This window comes from Streptomyces sp. NPDC048636, assembly GCF_040650655.1.
Classification (GTDB): domain Bacteria; phylum Actinomycetota; class Actinomycetes; order Streptomycetales; family Streptomycetaceae; genus Streptomyces.
In genome coordinates this window covers 128,317-144,511 of record NZ_JBEZHR010000019.1, presented here as the reverse complement: position 1 = coordinate 144,511, position 16,195 = coordinate 128,317, and the positions used below count along the sequence as shown (strand labels likewise).

General features: G+C 73.7%; 18 protein-coding genes and 1 pseudogene. 6 read left to right on the top strand and 13 right to left on the bottom strand.

Annotated features, from left to right (window positions below):
* Positions 1–359: 359 nt before the first annotated feature.
* Both AB0C66_RS33265 and AB0C66_RS33260 read left to right on the top strand, forming a co-directional pair.
* Positions 360–1,781, top strand: coding sequence for a sensor histidine kinase (locus AB0C66_RS33265; RefSeq protein ID WP_362447290.1), 1,422 nt, complete (start codon positions 360–362; stop codon positions 1,779–1,781).
* 5 nt (positions 1,782–1,786) lie between these two features.
* Entirely contained in the window at positions 1,787–2,461 is a 675-nt protein-coding gene (locus AB0C66_RS33260) for a response regulator transcription factor (protein ID WP_362447311.1), read from the top strand.
* Between the two features lie 27 nt (positions 2,462–2,488).
* Here the strand turns inward: AB0C66_RS33260 and AB0C66_RS33255 are convergent, their stop codons facing one another.
* The 5 genes from AB0C66_RS33255 to AB0C66_RS33235 form a co-directional block, all read right to left on the bottom strand.
* The gene (locus AB0C66_RS33255) at positions 2,489–3,427 is read right to left on the bottom strand and encodes a DUF2797 domain-containing protein (protein ID WP_362447288.1); all 939 of its coding nucleotides are present in this window, start codon (positions 3,425–3,427) and stop codon (positions 2,489–2,491) included.
* Positions 3,424–3,669: a DUF6332 family protein gene (locus tag AB0C66_RS33250; RefSeq protein WP_362447285.1), complete on the bottom strand. Its 246-nt coding sequence runs from the start codon at positions 3,667–3,669 to the stop codon at positions 3,424–3,426. The genes AB0C66_RS33255 and AB0C66_RS33250 overlap by 4 nt, the downstream gene beginning before the upstream one ends.
* Positions 3,670–3,711: 42 nt before the next feature.
* Entirely contained in the window at positions 3,712–4,194 is a 483-nt protein-coding gene (locus tag AB0C66_RS33245; protein ID WP_362447282.1) for a DUF4442 domain-containing protein, read from the bottom strand.
* A gap of 63 nt (positions 4,195–4,257) precedes the next feature.
* On the bottom strand, positions 4,258–4,992 hold the full coding sequence (locus AB0C66_RS33240) for a maleylpyruvate isomerase family mycothiol-dependent enzyme (protein WP_362447280.1): 735 nt from the start codon (positions 4,990–4,992) through the stop codon (positions 4,258–4,260).
* Between the two features lie 84 nt (positions 4,993–5,076).
* Entirely contained in the window at positions 5,077–6,297 is a 1,221-nt protein-coding gene (locus tag AB0C66_RS33235; RefSeq protein WP_362447277.1) for an MFS transporter, read from the bottom strand.
* 17 nt (positions 6,298–6,314) lie between these two features.
* Between AB0C66_RS33235 and AB0C66_RS33230 the strand changes: the two genes are divergently transcribed.
* On the top strand, positions 6,315–7,541 hold the full coding sequence (locus tag AB0C66_RS33230) for an ROK family protein (RefSeq protein ID WP_362447274.1): 1,227 nt from the start codon (positions 6,315–6,317) through the stop codon (positions 7,539–7,541).
* 49 nt (positions 7,542–7,590) lie between these two features.
* Here AB0C66_RS33230 and AB0C66_RS33225 read toward each other — a convergent pair whose 3' ends face one another.
* The 4 genes from AB0C66_RS33225 to AB0C66_RS33210 form a co-directional block, all read right to left on the bottom strand.
* Complete coding sequence (locus AB0C66_RS33225) at positions 7,591–8,520, bottom strand: phosphotriesterase (RefSeq protein ID WP_362447271.1); 930 nt, start codon at positions 8,518–8,520, stop codon at positions 7,591–7,593.
* Entirely contained in the window at positions 8,517–9,104 is a 588-nt protein-coding gene (locus tag AB0C66_RS33220) for a DUF4865 family protein (RefSeq protein ID WP_362447268.1), read from the bottom strand. The genes AB0C66_RS33225 and AB0C66_RS33220 overlap by 4 nt, the downstream gene beginning before the upstream one ends.
* 43 nt (positions 9,105–9,147) lie before the next feature.
* A complete protein-coding gene (locus AB0C66_RS33215; RefSeq protein ID WP_362447308.1) occupies positions 9,148–9,546 on the bottom strand; it encodes a cupin domain-containing protein in 399 nt (132 codons plus the stop codon).
* 123 nt (positions 9,547–9,669) lie between these two features.
* The gene (locus tag AB0C66_RS33210) at positions 9,670–10,239 is read right to left on the bottom strand and encodes a TetR/AcrR family transcriptional regulator (protein WP_362447266.1); all 570 of its coding nucleotides are present in this window, start codon (positions 10,237–10,239) and stop codon (positions 9,670–9,672) included.
* A gap of 54 nt (positions 10,240–10,293) precedes the next feature.
* Between AB0C66_RS33210 and AB0C66_RS33205 the strand changes: the two genes are divergently transcribed.
* Complete coding sequence (locus AB0C66_RS33205; protein WP_362447263.1) at positions 10,294–11,517, top strand: pyridoxal-phosphate dependent enzyme; 1,224 nt, start codon at positions 10,294–10,296, stop codon at positions 11,515–11,517.
* Positions 11,518–11,656: 139 nt separating this feature from the next.
* A complete protein-coding gene (locus AB0C66_RS33200) occupies positions 11,657–11,950 on the top strand; it encodes an SHOCT domain-containing protein (RefSeq protein ID WP_362447260.1) in 294 nt (97 codons plus the stop codon).
* Positions 11,951–12,360: 410 nt separating this feature from the next.
* On the opposite strand, the pseudogene AB0C66_RS33195 reads toward AB0C66_RS33200, so the two are convergent.
* Positions 12,361–12,771 (bottom strand): annotated as a pseudogene (locus tag AB0C66_RS33195) (ATP-binding protein); the annotation flags it as partial.
* A 186-nt stretch (positions 12,772–12,957) separates the two neighbouring features.
* Positions 12,958–13,287: a hypothetical protein gene (locus tag AB0C66_RS33190; RefSeq protein WP_362447257.1), complete on the bottom strand. Its 330-nt coding sequence runs from the start codon at positions 13,285–13,287 to the stop codon at positions 12,958–12,960.
* A 177-nt stretch (positions 13,288–13,464) separates the two neighbouring features.
* Between AB0C66_RS33190 and AB0C66_RS33185 the strand changes: the two genes are divergently transcribed.
* Entirely contained in the window at positions 13,465–14,586 is a 1,122-nt protein-coding gene (locus AB0C66_RS33185) for a PLP-dependent cysteine synthase family protein (RefSeq protein WP_362447254.1), read from the top strand.
* 225 nt (positions 14,587–14,811) lie between these two features.
* On the opposite strand, the gene AB0C66_RS33180 is transcribed toward AB0C66_RS33185, so the two are convergent.
* Together AB0C66_RS33180 and AB0C66_RS33175 are read right to left on the bottom strand one after the other, a co-directional pair.
* The gene (locus AB0C66_RS33180; protein WP_362447251.1) at positions 14,812–15,282 is read right to left on the bottom strand and encodes an SRPBCC family protein; all 471 of its coding nucleotides are present in this window, start codon (positions 15,280–15,282) and stop codon (positions 14,812–14,814) included.
* Positions 15,283–15,306: 24 nt separating this feature from the next.
* The gene (locus tag AB0C66_RS33175; protein ID WP_362447248.1) at positions 15,307–16,152 is read right to left on the bottom strand and encodes a DeoR/GlpR family DNA-binding transcription regulator; all 846 of its coding nucleotides are present in this window, start codon (positions 16,150–16,152) and stop codon (positions 15,307–15,309) included.
* Positions 16,153–16,195: the final 43 nt, after the last annotated feature.

Below are 16,195 nucleotides of genomic sequence, written 5' to 3'. Positions count from 1 at the left end.
GTCCGGGGGAGGGCCTACTCGGACGATCCCGACAACGCGGCGAGCGTGCGTGCCAGGCGTCGCGGGGCAGGCGGGACTTTCGAAACACGCCCTAGCGCGGGCCCATCCCCGGCCGGACGCGCCGGTGACCACCGGCCGCGGTGTCCCTCCGGGCGCGCCGTCCGGCGGCCCCTCCCGCCTGATCCGGCGGCGGCGCGCGCCGCCGCGCGGGCGCTGGCCGGGGCGTCCGCGTTCTCCTGGTGCCGGGGCCCGGCGCTTCCCGGAGGCGCGGTTCGGCGGCGGTCTACTCCCGGGGGAGTACGCCGGGCCACCGCGCCGGGTGGACGACGCGGCAGGTCGCGGCCGTCTAGCGTGGCGGTATGCACGATGCAACGGGGGCCCGCGACCCGCGCCGCGGACGGGCCGGAGGGCGCGGTCCGGACGGTCCCGCCGGGCCCGCCGCGACGGACTCGCGCGCGGACGGGGACGACGGACCACGGCGCGCGCCGCGGTGGGCGCCGCTGTTCCGCCACCGTCACTCCGGTCCGCCCCGGGGGCGCGGCCGGGGGCCCTGGTGGGCCGGGGCGGGGGAGGAACCGTGGGGTGCCGGACGGGTGCCGTGGCGCTCCTCGGTCGCCGTCGCGATCGTCCAGCTCGTCGGTACCCGGTTCGCCGCACAGGACCAGCCCGCCCGGCCCGACCTCGATCCGCTCGGCTACGCACTGCTGCTCGCCGGGCCCGCGTTGCTGCTCGTACGCCAGCGGCACCCGCGCCTCGCGGTGTTCGGCACGGCGGCGGTGACGCTGGTCTACCTCGGCGCCGGATATCCGTACGGTCCGGTGTTCCTCAGTGTGGTGCTCGCCTGTCTGGCCGCGGTCGCCGCGGGGCAGCGGATCGCGGCCTGGAGTGCGCTGGGGCTGCTGTGGGCGGGCCATCTGCTGATCGGGCACTGGGTCTACCGCTGGCTGCCACCGGCCGGGGACGGTCCGGCGTCCTGGAGCCAGGAACTGGGGGTCGCGGCGTGGGTGGTGGCGGTCGTCGCCGCGTCCGAACTCGTCCGGGTACGCCGTGAGCAGTGGGCCCGGGAGCGGGCCGAGCGGGCCGAGGCGGCGCGCCGCCGGGCCGACGAGGAACGGCTGCGGATCGCCCGGGAGCTGCATGACGTCCTCGCCCACAGCATCTCGGTCATCAACGTCCAGGCGGGGGTGGGCCTCGCCCTCCTCGACCAGGACCCCGAACAGGCCCGTACCGCGCTGACCACCATCAAGGCCGCCAGCAAAGAGGCGCTGGGCGAGGTCCGGCAGGTGCTGGACACGCTGCGGACCTCCGGCGCCGCGCCCCGTTCGCCCGCACCGGGTCTGGCCCGTCTGGGCGAGCTGACCGAGCAGGCGGCGGGCGCCGGGCTGACGGTGGAGGTGGCGGAGGAGGGCCGACGGACCGCCCTGCCGCCGGGCACCGATCTCGCCGCGTTCCGGATCGTCCAGGAGGCGCTGACCAACATCATTCGCCACTCCGGCTCCCGGACCGCCCGGGTCCGGCTCCGCTGGGCCCCGGACGAGCTGGAGTTGCGGGTGGACGACGACGGCCCGGCGACGACCGCGGACGGTGCCGGGGACGGCACCGCGGACCGGACGACCGGCGGCGGCAACGGCCTGGTGGGTATGCGTGAACGCGCCGCGGCCTTCGGCGGCACGGTCGAGGCGGGGCCGCGCCCGGACGGCGGCTTCCGGGTCCGCGCCCGCGTCCCGCTGGGCCGCCCGGCCGGTACGGTGGCCGCCGGGCCGGAGGAGGAGGCGCCGTGAGCGGGGTGAGCCGGACGATCCGGGTGACGCTGGCCGATGACCAGGTGCTGGTCCGGGCGGGGTTCCGGGCCCTGCTGTCCGCCCAGCCGGATATCGAGGTGGTCGGCGAGGCTGCCGACGGTGACGAGGCGCTGGCCCTGGTACGCGAACAGCGCCCCGACGTCGTCCTGATGGACATCCGGATGCCGCTGCTGGACGGGCTGGCCGCGACCCGGCGGATCACCGAGGACCCCGCGCTGGGCGAGGTGAAGGTGGTCATGCTGACCACCTTCGAGCTCGATGAGTATGTCTTCGAGGCGATCCGCGCGGGCGCCTCCGGCTTCCTCGTCAAGGACACCGAACCGGATGAACTGCTCCGCGCCGTACGTGCCGTTGTCGAGGGCGACGCCCTGCTCTCGCCCGGGGTCACCCGCCGTCTGATCGCCGAGTTCGCGGCCCGTTCGAAGGCGCCCGCGCCCGTCTCGGTGCTCACCGAGCTGACCGAGCGGGAGCGCGAGGTGATGGCGCTGGTCGGTATCGGACTGTCCAATGAGGAGATCGCCCGTCGGCTGGTCGTCAGCCCGCTCACCGCCAAGACCCATGTGAGCCGGACGATGGTGAAGCTCGGCGCCCGCGACCGTGCCCAACTGGTCGTCCTCGCCTATGAATCCGGCCTGGTCCGGCCGGGCTGGCTGGGCTGAGGGGCCGGGGCGGGAGCCGCGGGACGGTCAGAAGAGGGCGTCGGGGCCTTCGGGCTCCCGCCGGGGCGCGATCACCGGCGCCGTGGTCGCGGCGTCCGGCGGGGCGGAGGCGAGGTGACGGCCCGCCAGATGGCGGGCGTCCAGCAGCAGGGCGCGGCCGTCGGTCGCGGTGAGGTGGACATCGGGGCCCACGACGGCGTCGACGCGGCCCGCCACCGTGCTGTCGGCGGTGAGCCGGAGCACCCCGTCCAGCCGCCGCACCCGGTCGAGGTGGAAGGCGGCGTCATGGTGGACGGGGGCGAAGTCCACGACGGTGAGCGACTCCGGCAGCCCGGCCAGTGCGCCGGCCCGGTCGTGGAGGGCGGCGAGCTGGGCGGAACGGCGCTCCGGGGGCGGCGGTGTCTCGCGGGCGGCGCGCTTGGCGGCGTACGGGAAACGGTCCGGGACGCCCAGCGCCGTGCCCAGCACCGCTTCGGCGCGGCGCGCGGCCATCAGCGGACCGCGGCCCAGCAAGGCGTAGGAGAGCGCCGCCTGTTCCAGCAGCCGTACGCCCTCGCGCTCGGCCGCGGTGATCCCGACCTTGATCAGCTCCGGGCCGAACCAGGCGAGATAGACGTCGTACGGGCGGGGGTCGTCGGTGCGGGTGTCGGCGGCCACGGAGTACGAGCGGTCCAGCCGCGCGCACTCCGGGCACTGCGCCGAGACGGCCGACGCGGCCACCTCGGCCCCGGTCGGGCACGGGGTGTGCCGGGCGCCCCGGCGCACCCCGACGCAGTGGCGCCGGGCGCCGGTGGTGAAGGCGAGCGGGCCGTCCGTGCGCAGCGGGGAGACCCGCTCACCGTGGACCGGATGGCGCCACACCAGCGCGGGCCCGCAGCGGTCCCAGCGGGGTCCGGCACAGCACCACCGGTCCTGGCCCCGGCTCCTGTCCTGATCCCGGTCCCGGTCCCGGTCCGCCAGGGTCATCCACGCCTCTTACGTGGCTGCCACCACAGGACCTGGCAGACGCGGAGGAGGAATCCCGCGGCGGCCACCGCCCCGGCGGTCCGCACCCAGGTGGCCTCGTGACCGCCGCCCAGCCCGCCGAAGAGGACGGGGCCCGCGAGGGCGAAGAAGAGGACGACGGCCAGCAGACCGCCGGTGACCACGGCGAAGACGATCTCCACCGTGAACGCGTCGCGGTCGTTCTGACTGTGGGGTCCGCCCATCGGTATCAGTCCTCGCTCCTCGGCCCGGCCGGCCGGTCGTGGTCACACGGGTCCGGTCCGCTCCTCAACATGCTTACGGCGCACATAGAGCTGCTTCCGGACACGTGCCACGACCGTACCGTCGTCTGCCACCACATCGTTCTCGAACCAGGGGAGCGCCCTGCCGCCGTCCGCCGTGGCCTCGCGGATCTCGTCGAGCCGGTCCTCGGTGAGCTTGAACTCGGCGAAGACGTCCCCGCGGCCGGGCGAGACGAAATCGATCTCCCCGGCCTTGTCCCAGACGATGTAGTCCCGGCCGAGGCGGTTCATCGTCAGCAGCATCCAGAACGGGTCGCCCATCGCGAACAGCGAGCCGCCGAAGTGGGTGCCCACATAGTTGCGGTTGTGACGGTGCAGCCGCAGCCGGACCCGTGCGTTGCTCCAGTCGTCGGCGAGGTGCAGCACCCGCACACCGGCGAAGAGGTAGGGCGGCCACACATTCATTCCGTGGCGCAGGGTCCGTGCGGACAGCGATCGACGTGACATGGCTGGAAGCTAACATGATTTGTTACTCACTGGTAACTCCACTTCTGATGCCGTCGCTCACCCTCAGATGGCCCCGCGCTCCCGCCACAGCCGGGCCAGCTCCGGATCCCCGGTGGTGCGGAGCGCGCTGAGCGGCAGCCTGTTCCACAGGGCGAAATAGAGCGTGGCGACCGGTCCGGACAGCTCGCAGTCCGCCGCCCCGTCGTCATCGCGCTCGGTGCGCGGCACCCCGTCGGACAGCCACACCGTCCATACCGCGTCCTCGTCGGTGGCCCGCAGCCGGAGGGTGCGGGGGACGTCCGTACGCAGCTCGCTGCGCTCCCGGCCGTGGAACCCGGCCAGCAGCTCATCGAGTCCGTCGGCGGCGAACTCCGGGGTGACGGCCGAGGGTTCGACGCCCAGCGCCGATTCGGCGTCGACCCGGTGGATCGCCGTCTCATGGGCCTGTCGCCGGGCCCAGAACGCCAGCGGTGAGGGCGCGGGCAGGAAGGTGAGGCACTTCAGCTCCGGATCGGCGGTGCGCAGCGTCTCGACCAGGGTGCGGTGGCCGTCGCGGTACCACTCCAGCAGCGCGTCTCCGTCCAGCTCCGGGCGGGGGGTGAACCCCACCTGCTCGGTCAGCCCCTCGGCGACCAGCCGCGTCGCCCAGCGATGCACCCGCCCGGTATGGCTCAGCAGGTCGCGGACCTGCCAGGCGGGGCAGGTCGGCACCGGGGCGTCCAGTCCGGCCCGGGCCGCGGTGTCGCCCAGCAGCCGTCCCTCGACGTCCACACTCTTGATCAGCTCACTGGTGTCCATGTCGCGATTCTGCCAGCCGCCACTGACAACCGGGCCGCCCGGCGGGGGTGCGCTGGGCGAGGAGGCGGCGGGACTGACGGAGTGTCAGCCTCCATTTGCGCGGGCCGCGTTGCGCGTACCGTAGGCGATGGCGGCCGATACCGCGGCCAGCGCCGCGACCGTGGTGAGTGCGACGGACAGCGAGAGCCAGTCCGCGAGGAAGCCGATCGTCGGGGGGCCGAGCAGCATGCCGACATAGCCGAGGGTGGAGGCCGCGGCGACCCCGCCAGGCCCGGTCAGCGCGCCCGCCCGGGCGATGGCGACCGGGAAGATATTGGCGAGTCCGAGCCCGGCGACCGCGAAACCGATCAGGGCGGCCCAGACCGTCGGGGCGAGCGAGCCCAGCAGCGTTCCGGCCGCCGCCGTGGACCCGCCGACGACCAGCGTCCGGGTCCGGCCGAGCCGTTCGACCAGCGCCGTACCGGACAGCCGTCCGACGGTCATCGTCAGGGCGAAGACCGAGTAGCCCGCCGCGGCGAGCCCGGCGGAGGAGCCGAGGTCCTGGTGCAGATGGAGCGCGGCCCAGTCGGCCATCGCGCCCTCGCCATACGCCGTGCACAGGGCGATCAGACCGAAGACCGCGACGAGGCGGCGCGCCGCCTTCGGCCGCCCGGACGAGGCCGACGCCGGTTCCGCCGCCTTCGGCGCGGGCGCCGGGAGGGATATCAGGGTCCGTCCGGCGACCGCCGTGAGCGCCAGGCCGACGACGGCCAGCAGCGCCAGGTGGCGGACGGGCGAGAGGTGGTCGGCGATGAGTCCGCCCAGTCCCGCCCCGACGACGCCGCCGAGGCTGAACGCCGCGTGGAAGCTGGGCATGATCGGACGTCGCAGAGCGGCGATGAGATCGACCGCCGCGCTGTTCATGGCGACATTGAGCCCGCCGAACCCGGTGCCGAAGACGAGCAGCACCAGACCCAGGGCGGGAACGGAGTGCGTCAGCGGCGGCAGTGCGACGCTCAGCGAGAACAGGGCGGCCGCGGCGACCGTCGTGGCATGGCTGCCGAACCGCCGGCAGAGCCGCCCGGTGGCCATCATGGTCGCCGCGGCGCCCGCCGATACGCACAGCAGGGCCAGTCCGAGCGCCCCCTCCGACGCGCCGGTCTGCTCCTTGATCGCGGGGATACGGGCCACCCATCCGGCGAAAACGAAGCCGTCGAGGGCGAAGAACACGGTAATGGCGGCGCGGAGCCGGGCGAGACCGCGATCCTTGGTGGCGGAAGGCGGCGTACCGGAAGCGGCCGTCCATGTTTTGTTTACTGTCGGCACAAAGTGAGAATAGGACCGTGACCCAGACACGGACAAGGCTTGAGCGCGGCCGAAGCGCTCTTGGACCGGCGTTGGAGCTCGTCCACACCGGCCGCGCCCCCACCCGCGCGGTGCTCACGGCCGAGCTCGGGGTGACGCGCGCGACGGCCGGCGCCGTGGCGGCCGAACTGGAAGCGCTCGGACTGATCCAGGTCGACTCCCGCCCGCTCGGATCCGCCGGGGCGCAGGGACGGCCCTCGCACCGCCTCGGTATCGCCCCGCGCGGTCCCGTCGCCCTCGCGGCCCAGGTGCACGCCGACGGCTTCCGCGCGGCGCTGGTCGGACTCGGCGGCCAGATCGTGGCCACCGCCCCCGGCTGTATGACGGTCCCCGCCGACCCGGCCCATGTCATCGACGCGGTGGTCGAGGCCGGGGCCGAACTGCTGCGGGAGTCCGGCCGCCGCTGTGTGGGCGCCGGGCTGGCCGTCCCGTCCGCCGTCGCCGAACCGGAGGGCACCGCGCTCAACCCGCTGCATGTGGCCTGGCCCGCGGGTGCGCCGGTGCGCGAGCTGTTCACCCGCGGACTGGCCGCGGCGGGCGTCACCAACCCCGCGGGGGAACCGGTCGACGGCCTCGCGGGCAACGATGTCAACCTCGCCGCCCTCGCCGAACACCGCCACGGCGCGGGCGGCGGCTCCGCCCATCTGCTGTGCGTCGGCACCGGCCACCGGGGCGTGGGTGGTGCGCTCGTGCTCGACGGGAGGCTGCACACGGGCAGCGCGGGACTGGCCCTCGAGGTCGGCCATCTGACCGTCAACCCCGAGGGCCGGGCCTGCCATTGCGGCAGCCGCGGATGCCTGGACGTCGAGGCCGATCCGCTCGCCTTCCTCACCGCGGCCGGGCGCGAACGGGGTCCCGAGGTCTCGCTGCTCGAGCAGGCCCGCGACCTGCTCCGGGGCGAGTACCGGGACCCGTCCGTACGGGCCGCCTCCGACCTGCTCATCGACCGCCTGGGGTTGGGCCTGGCCGGACTCGTCAACATCCTCAACCCGGACCGCATCATCCTCGGCGGGCTGCACCGCGCGCTGGTGGAGACCGATCCTGAGCGGCTGCGGACCGTGGTGGCCGAGCGCAGTCTGTGGGGGCGCAGCGGCGGCGTCCCGATCCTGCCGTGCTCACTGGACCACAACAGCCTGGTGGGCGCGGCGGAACTGGCCTGGCAGCGGGTTCTGGACGATCCCTTGGCGGCGTTGGGCGTCGTCTAGGGCGTGTCCGGTGGATGCGCGGGCCGATGGGGACCCCGCCGAGCGAGGATCAGGCGGGCCAGTCCACCGCCAGGGCGCGGCCCGGGTTCTCGGTGAGGATCCGGGTCATCACCTCGGCGCCGACGGCCCGTTCGAGCCTGGGCCGCAGACGGCGCAGCAGATACGGCATGCCGGGGCCGCCGTTCACCGAGCGCGCTCCGGCCGTCGTGGTGTCGCCGCCCAGCAGCAACTGCCCGGCGTGGCCCGCCGCCACGAGGGCGGTGAGCGCGTCGGGGAGGCGCCAGTCGGTGGTGTGGTGGGCTCGGGAGGGGCCGTCGTAGACCAGGAAGGCCCCCGCCGCGGCCACCTGCCGGTGGACCTCGAGGTCGGGCGAGCGGTTGAGATGGCCGAGCAGCACCCGGTGCGGCTCCACCTCCCACTCGCCGCACAGCAGCTCCAGTACGTCCAGCGCCGCCGTCCCCAGCTCCAGATGGACGGCGATCGGCGCGTCCGTACGGTGGTGGGCGTGGGCGGCGGCGGCCATGGTGTGGCGGGCGTGGGCGTCGAGACCGTGGAAACCCCCGGCGACCTTGATCAGTCCGGCCCTGGGGCCGTTGCCGCCGATGCCCCGCGTCAGCTCCTCGGTGAACAGTTCGGCGAGCCGTTCGCGGACGTCCTCGACCGCGCCCGGCCGGTAGTGCACGGCCTGGTGCATCCCGGTGGCGGCCACCAACCGCACTCCGGTGGCCCGGGAGAGCGAGGCCAGGTGTCCGGCGCCCCGCCCCAGGCCGTACGGCGTCCACTGCACCACCGTGCCGCCGCCCAGGGCGCGGAAGGCGCGCAGCTCGGCCTCGGCCGCTTCGGCGTCCCCGGTACCCAGCTCCTGTCCGGGCAACTGCGTGCTGCGCAGGAAGAGATGGTCATGGGCGTCGCAGATGCCCAGCTCGCCGCCGGGGACATCGCCGAGGACCGTACGGACGGCCGGACGGGGTTCCGTCACCACTGCCGCCCCTCGGGGAGCGCGTCCAGGCCGGGCGCGGACAGATGGAGCACCTGGTAGCGGTCGCCCGGCTCCGCTCGCGGCGCGGCGTGCTCCCACAGCGTGAAGTGGACCAGTTCCCAGCCGCGCGGATCGATGGCGACGGCCGTCGAATGCACTCCGTCCGCGTCCGCCCGCCGCCGCAGCTCCTGAACCGCGCCCTCGACTGCCCCGGCCGGATCGGCCCCGGCCGGGACGGTCTCGGTGTGCCGGGTGGCCGCGCGCGGTACGGCGGCCGCGGCCCGGCCGCGGGCGAGGGCGAGCCCCGGCCAGTGCTCGACCACGGGCCGCCCGAAGTCCTGGACCAGGCCCTGGAACCCGGGCCCCCACAGAAAGCGGTGCATGGCGTCGGGGGCGGCCCACAGATAGAACGGCGCGTACGCGTTCACCGTGGCGCCGTCCACCCCGCGCTCGCTGATGGCGTAAGCCTTCAGGCCCAGCCCGGGGAAGTCGTCCAGCAGTGGGCCCTTGGTCTCCACCCGATGGCGGATGACGTTCATGTCGTAGTCGGCGGGGAGGGTGATCCGGTACTGCATGGCGTACATGGGGAACTCCTGTGGGGCCGGCGGGCGGAGAGGGGCGGTCCGTTCAGGCGGCGGGGTACGCGGTGTCGTCGACCAGTTCCTCCCACACGGCCGCCGTGCCGTCCGCCGCGGCCTCCACCAGGGCGAGATGGGTCATGAAGGTGTGGGGCCCGGCGCCGTGCCAGTGCCGCTCGTCCGCGTCGATCCACACGGTGTCCCCGGCCCGGATCTCCTCGACCGGGCCGCCCTCGCACTGCACCAGCCCGCGCCCCTCGGTGACGTGCAGGACCTGGCCGAGCGGATGGCGGTGCCAGGCGGTGCGGGAGCCGGGGGCGAAGTGGACGCTGTACAGCCGCAGGCGTGAAGGGTCGGCCGGGGCCGCGAGCTCGTCCAGCCAGACGGAGCCGGTGAAGCGGTCCGCCGGACCGCGCTCGCTATGGCGTGGGTTACGGGTGATCTCCACGATGAGGAATTCCTTTACCGGGAAGGGGAAATGGGCGCCCTGGGGCGTCATCGGGCGAATATCGTGAACGGGCGCCCTGGGCGCGGACCTCGGACAGATGCTCCGGGGGAGTGACCGGGCGCCCTAGGCGGATGCCTTGAACGCCGACAGCAGTGTGAGCAGCCCCTCCACCGCGCTGTCGAAGGGCGCCGCCGACCCCGCCGCACGGGCCAGCACATAGCCGCCCTGGACGGTCGCGACCACCGTCGCGGCGATCGGCTCCGGAGCCAGCCCGGCGGTGAACTCCCCGCTCTCGCGGCCGTCGGTGAGCACCTGCGCCAGCCGTCCGCGCAGCCAGTCGAGGGTTTCGTCCACCGGCCGCCGCAGCTCGGGGTCGGCCATCACATCCGGGTCCATCGTCAGCCGTCCGATCGGACAGCCGCGCAGCACCTCGCGCTCCCGCAGCAGATACGCGCGGACACGCTCGTACGCCCCGCCCGGTCCGTCGAGGCAGGCCCCGGCGACGCCGCGCAGCTCCTCGGCGGTGCGGCGGATGGCGGTGAGCGCCAGATCCGGCTTGCCGCTGAAGTGGTGGTACATGCTGCCCTGTCCGGCGCCCGCACGCTGCTGGATGGCCTTGGGGCTGGTGCCCACATAGCCGCGCTCCCAGAGGAGCTCCCTGGTGCTCTCGATCAGGCGTTCCGGAGTGCTCATGAAGCCACTGTACACACTAGTAGGTACAGAACTCCAGCGCCTACACTCCGGGTGATGACACCCGCACCGGACTCACTCGCCAACGGCCAGCGCTCACTCGGCGACCCGTCGGTCCGCTACCCGCTGTGGCCACCGCTGACCCGGGGCTGTCCGCGGACGGCCACTGGCGGGATGACCTACCCCGCCGAAGTCGACTACGCCTACGGCGACGTGCCCGCAGGGCTCTTCGAGCGCACCGGGCGAACCGGCGCGAGCCTGGACCGCTGGGCGCCCCTGCTGCCGCCGCTGGCCGCCCCCGGGCTCGGCGAGGGCGGCACCCCGCTGCTCCCCCTGGGCGACGACGTGTTCATCAAGGACGAGTCGCGCAACCCCACCTGGAGCCACAAGGACCGGCTCAACCGCTGCACCGCGAGCGCCGCCGTCGGCGTGGGCGCGGAGGGCGTGGTGGTCGCCTCGTCCGGCAACCACGGCGCCTCCGCCGCCGCGTACGCGGCCCGCGCCGGGCTGCGCTGTGTGGTCCTCGCCTCCGCCGAGGCGCCCCCGGCGGTGGTCTCCTTCCTGCGGGCCTACGGCGCCGTCGTGCTGCCCGTCCCGACCACCGCGCGCTGGCCGCTGATGCGGCGGATCGTGGACCGCTGCGGCTTCCACCCGGTCAGTAACCTCACCGACACCCACACCGGCCACGCCTTCGGCCCCGAGGGCTACAAGACCGTGGCGTACGAGATCTTCACCGAACTCGGCGTCCCGGCGGCCGTGTTCGTGCCGACCGGCTACGGCGAGCTGCTGTTCGGCGTCTGGAAGGGGTTCGCCGAACTCGAACGGCTCGGCCTGGCCCCGCGGGTTCCGCGGATCTTCAGCTGTGAGCCCTCCGTGGGCGGTCCGCTGGCCGCCGCGGTGCGTGAGGGCCGCCCGGCCGCGACCGTCGACGCCGGCCCGACCAAGGCGTACGGCATCGACTGCACCGTCGGCGGCTACCGCGGGGTGCTCGCGGTGACGCGCAGCCGCGGCGACGCCCTGCTGGTGACCGACGAGGAGATGGCGGCCGCCCGGACCGAACTGGGCCGCCAGGGGCTGTGGGTGGAGCTCTCCGCCGCCGCCGGGCTCGCCGGGCTGCGCGGTCACCGGGGGCGCGGCGGCGACTTCGACGGCCCCGTGGTCTGCGTCGCCACCTCCAGCGGCTTCAAGGACATCGACACCGGAACCCATCCCACCGAGCCGGTCGAACCGGTCTGGGAGCAGGTGGCGCTACGGCTGCGCGCGGCGGGCATCACCGCCTGAGCCCCGCGCGTCTACTCCCTCCGGGGTACGGCGGATGCCGTCGGCCGTACGACGACGCGGGCGCCGCGGAGGACGACCCTCGAAAGTGCCGACCGGACCACGGTCATCAACGACATCTCTTCCGAGGAGCGCGATCAGCATGAACACATTGGCGCACGGCTTCGCCGACGGTGCGGGCCCCGGCCCCTGGATCCTCCTCTTCCCCCTGATGTGGGCGCTGGTCGTCGGCGGCGGGATCTTCCTGCTGCGGCGTACGGTCGGGCGGCGCCGCGCCCTGTGGCGGCAGGGCGGCCCGGACCACGGCGAGCGTTCTCCGATCGCGCTGCTGGGCCGCCGCTTCGCGGCCGGTGAGATCGACGAGGAGGAGTACTGGCGGCGGTTGTCGGTCCTGGACGAGCAGTTCGGACCGCGGGCGCGGGGCGAGGCGGGCTGACCGGGGCCGGGCGGGGCGCCGGGTCACCGTCCGGGCCCTGTCGCGAGTCTCGTCGTGGGCCTCGTCGCGGGTCTCTTCCGGCCGGAGGCGGCTCACGGGTCCGTCCCGCTTCCCGAAGCGGCGGGACGGACCGCTGCTCAGTGCGATACGGCCGACCGGGCGGCGGGCGCACGCTCCCGGCCCACGGCGGCCGGAGCCTCCGGTGCGGGCGCGGTGGTGGGCGCCGCCGCGGCGGACGCGGGGGCCGGAGCCGCCACCGGAGCCGGCGCGGGGGTGTGAACCGGCGGCGCCTGGACGGGAGTCGGGGCCGGCGCCGGGGCGCCCACCGGGGTCTGGGCCGGCTGAGTGAGATCAACTCCCCGCGGCGGTGCGGTACGCCCCGCTCCGTATGCCGCGAACGGCGACTTGGCGGTGGCGGCGGGCTGCGATACGGCGAGGGTGAACCACACCACCTTGCCGCTGCCGTCGTCCCGGGCGTGCATACCCCAGCTCTGGCTGACCGCCGCGACCAGGGCCAGTCCCCTGCCGTGGGTGGAGACGGGGTCCTGGGCGCGGAGGCGGGGCAGCCGGGGATCCTGGTCGCGGACCGAGACGGTGAGCCGGTCCAGCATCAGGACGATCTCCACCGTGCACTGTTTGTCCGGTTCGGCATGCCGGTGCACGTTGGTCAGCAGCTCGGTGACACCGAGCGCGGCCGGGTCGATAAGGGGATCCAGATGCCAGTAGCGCAGTTGCGCCGACACGATTCTGCGGACCTGACCGATCCGCGACGGCAGGGCTTGCAGCTCCACCGTGCAATGCCTGCTAGGACGACTGATCACGGCTGCGACTCCCTGAAAGAAGTTGGGGCTAGCCTGATTCAGGTGCGGGCGACGAACACGTTCAGCAGTGGTGGCTGCTGGGCGCGACCGGTGAGCCGGTTCTCAGCGTCACCGCTTGTTGACCCTCAGTGATACTGATACTCGTCCAGGGTCGGCCCCTGCGCGCGCATGCGCAACTCGGCCGGTTCACTCCTTCCGGCCGTGCCCCCGGGCGGACCGCACCACGTCCAGAAAGCGGCTCGCGGCGGCGGGGCCGGTGGACTTGGCGGCGGTGTCCTGCTCGCCGAGGGTGAGCCGGTAACGGGTGCCGTTCACCCTGGCCATGGCCTGGTCGCCGTCGACGAACCACGGCTTGCTCGCGCGGACCGACTGGACCGGGGCGCTGTCGATCTCGCTGCCGTAACTGGTCAACAGCTGGAGCCTGCCGTCCTTGATCAGGACCTGCCCGGCACGGGTCACCGAACGGAGGAACCGCTCGATCCGCACCCCTCTGGCATTGAACTCCGTATCGGCCATGACGACCGCCTCCCCGGTGGCTCCCACTGGCACGCGTGCCGCTGCCGCTCATTCTCCCTGCTGCGCAGTGTGCACGGGACCGGCCCGGCGCACCAGGGCGCACCAGGGTCCACTTAGGATCGAAAGGGCCGGATCGCGCGACCCGGGCCGGGTAGGAGAACGAGTACGAGGAGCGATGTGGACGGCACGACACGGGGGGTCATCGACACGGTTGACGTGGACCGCAGCGACCACGGCTACCGGGAGTGGCTCAAGGAGGCCGTCCGCAAGGTGCAGGCCGACGCCCAGCGCTCGGCCGACACCCATCTGCTGAGCTTCCCGCTGCCCGAGCGGTGGGGGATCGACCTCTATCTGAAGGACGAGTCCACCCACCCCACCGGCAGCCTCAAGCACCGGCTGGCCCGCTCGCTGTTCCTGTACGGGCTGTGCAACGGCTGGATCCGGCCGGGCAAGCCCGTCATCGAGGCGTCCAGCGGCTCCACCGCCGTGTCCGAGGCGTACTTCGCGAAGCTGATCGGCGTCCCCTTCATCGCGGTGATGCCGCGCACGACCAGCCGGGAGAAGTGCCGACTGATCGAATTCCATGGCGGTCGATGCCATTTCGTGGACGACCCGCGGACGATGTACGAGGCGTCCGCCGCGCTCGCGGCGGAGACCGGCGGCCACTACATGGACCAGTTCACCTACGCCGAGCGCGCCACGGACTGGCGCGGCAACAACAACATCGCCGAGTCGATCTACCAGCAGCTGCGGCTGGAGCGCTATCCGGAACCGGCGTGGGTGGTGGCCACCGCGGGCACCGGCGGCACCTCGGCGACCCTCGCGCGCTACGTCCACTACATGCAGTACGACACCCGGGTCTGTGTCGCCGACCCGGAGAACTCCTGTTTCTTCGACGGCTGGGTGCACCAGGACGACCGGGCGTCCAGCGACCGCGGTTCACGGATCGAGGGCATCGGCCGCCCCCGGATGGAGCCCAGCTTCGTGCCCGGCGCGATCGACCGGATGATGAAGGTCCCGGACGCGGCGAGCGTCGCCGCGGTGCGCGCCCTGGAGCGGGCCATCGGCCGTAAGGCGGGCGGCTCCACCGGGACCGGGCTGTGGAGCGCGCTGCGGATCGTCGCGGAGATGGTCGAGGCCGGGCGCACCGGCAGTGTGGTGACCCTGCTGTGCGACCCCGGTGACCGCTATCTGGACAAGTACTACTCGGATGTCTGGCTGGCGGAACAGGAGCTCGACATCACGCCCTACGCGAAGACGATCGAGGTCTTCCTGGCCACCGGCCGCTGGTCCGGCTAGGGGGTGTCCGCGAAGTCGCGTCGGACCGGCCCGCGGCGTCAGGGGGCACCTCCCGGCGGTGGCTGGGGGCGCGTGTGATCGCAAGGCGGAGGGTCGTCCTCGCGGGGGCACCCCCGGACGGAGTCCGGGGGCGGGCCTCCGCGGATGATCCCGACAACGCGGCGAGCGTGCGTGCCAGGCGTCGCGGGCCCGGCGGGACTTCGCGGAACACCCCCTACGGTCCCGCTACGCGTCGGCCAGCAGGCGGTCAAGGTTCCGGACCGCCTGCCGGAAGGCCCGCGCCAGCCCGGGGCGCGCCAGCCGCGCGGCGACGCGCACCGGCGGCGGGGCGTCCAGCGCGAAGACGTACCGCACCAGGGTGCCGCCGCCGGAGGGGGCCAGGGTCCACTCCTCCAGCAGCGCCCGCAGCCCGGGGGCGTTCGTCTCGTCGATCCGATAGGCGTAGCGCTCACCGGGTTCCGCGGTCATCACCGTCTCGCGGAAGCGGACGCCGCCCCGCAGGCAGATCTCCCGGCCCCCGCCGCCGTCGGTGGAGTGCGCCGTGGATACCTGGCGGAACCACCGCGGCCAGCCCTCGGTGTCGGCCAGGGCCGTGAACACCGCCCCCGGAGGGGCCTGAGCCTCGGCGACGAAGACCATCCGCAGTGGGGCGGTCTCGGCGTACTCCAGCCCGACGGAACGCAGCCGGTGTGTCATGGACACACGATAACTGCCGCCCCGTCAGATGTCTGCGGCCCCGGTCGCCTCGCCCGCCACGACCAGCTCCGGCAGATACTCCGAGATCTCCGCCCGCGCGTCCTCGGGCAGCCCCGGATCCGTCACCAGCGCGTCCACCTGGTCCAGTGTGGCGAACGAACTCAGGCCCACCATGCCCCACTTGGTGTGGTCCGCGACCACCACCACCCGCCGCGCGGCCCGTACGAAGTGACGGTTGGTCTCCGCCTCGGCCAGATTCGGCGTGGACAGCCCCGCCTCCACCGATATGCCGTGCGGGCTCAGGAACAGCACATCGAAGTGGAGCGAGCGCACCGCGGCGTCCGCCACCGGCCCCACCAGGGTGTCCGACGGCGTCCGCACCCCGCCGGTGAGCACCACCGTGGCCGCGCCCGGGCGCGGGACGGGCCCACCGGCCGTCGCGGACCGCTGGGCGTTGTAGAAGACATCGGCGACCCGGACCGAGTTGGTCACCACGGTCAGATCCGGGACGTCCAGCAGCTGCTGTGCCAGGGCGAAGGCCGTGGTGCCACCGGCCAGGCCGATCGCGGTACCCGGGGTGGCCATCGCGGCCGCGGCCTTCGCGATGTCCTCCTTGGCGCTCAGCTCCAGGCCCGACTTGGCCTCGAACCCCGGCTCGTAGGTGCTCGCCTCGGCGACCGGCACCGCACCGCCGTGTACCTTCTCCACCACGCCCAGCCTGGCGAGCGCGTCCAGATCGCGACGGACCGTCATATCCGAGACATTGAGCCTGCGCGTCAGCTCGTTGACCCGGACTCCGCCGCGCCGCCGTACCTCGTCCAGGATCAGCGCGCGCCGCTGCTCCGCCAGAAGGTTCTGGTTGTCGCTCACCCTGCCTCGATCCCTTGTGGTCAGCGCGTTCGGCCCGGCCTCA

Bases quoted from the DNA above. Each gene is read 5' to 3' on its own strand.
- AB0C66_RS33265 (WP_362447290.1), top strand. From the start codon at position 360: ATGCACGATGCAACGGGGGCCCGCGACCCGCGCCGCGGACGGGCCGGA.
- AB0C66_RS33255 (WP_362447288.1), bottom strand. From the start codon at position 3,427: ATGACCCTGGCGGACCGGGACCGGGACCGGGATCAGGACAGGAGCCGG.
- AB0C66_RS33250 (WP_362447285.1), bottom strand. From the start codon at position 3,669: ATGGGCGGACCCCACAGTCAGAACGACCGCGACGCGTTCACGGTGGAG.
- AB0C66_RS33245 (WP_362447282.1), bottom strand. From the start codon at position 4,194: ATGTCACGTCGATCGCTGTCCGCACGGACCCTGCGCCACGGAATGAAT.
- AB0C66_RS33240 (WP_362447280.1), bottom strand. From the start codon at position 4,992: ATGGACACCAGTGAGCTGATCAAGAGTGTGGACGTCGAGGGACGGCTG.
- AB0C66_RS33220 (WP_362447268.1), bottom strand. From the start codon at position 9,104: ATGTACGCCATGCAGTACCGGATCACCCTCCCCGCCGACTACGACATG.
- AB0C66_RS33210 (WP_362447266.1), bottom strand. From the start codon at position 10,239: ATGAGCACTCCGGAACGCCTGATCGAGAGCACCAGGGAGCTCCTCTGG.
- AB0C66_RS33205 (WP_362447263.1), top strand. From the start codon at position 10,294: ATGACACCCGCACCGGACTCACTCGCCAACGGCCAGCGCTCACTCGGC.
- AB0C66_RS33200 (WP_362447260.1), top strand. From the start codon at position 11,657: ATGAACACATTGGCGCACGGCTTCGCCGACGGTGCGGGCCCCGGCCCC.
- AB0C66_RS33190 (WP_362447257.1), bottom strand. From the start codon at position 13,287: ATGGCCGATACGGAGTTCAATGCCAGAGGGGTGCGGATCGAGCGGTTC.
- AB0C66_RS33180 (WP_362447251.1), bottom strand. From the start codon at position 15,282: ATGACACACCGGCTGCGTTCCGTCGGGCTGGAGTACGCCGAGACCGCC.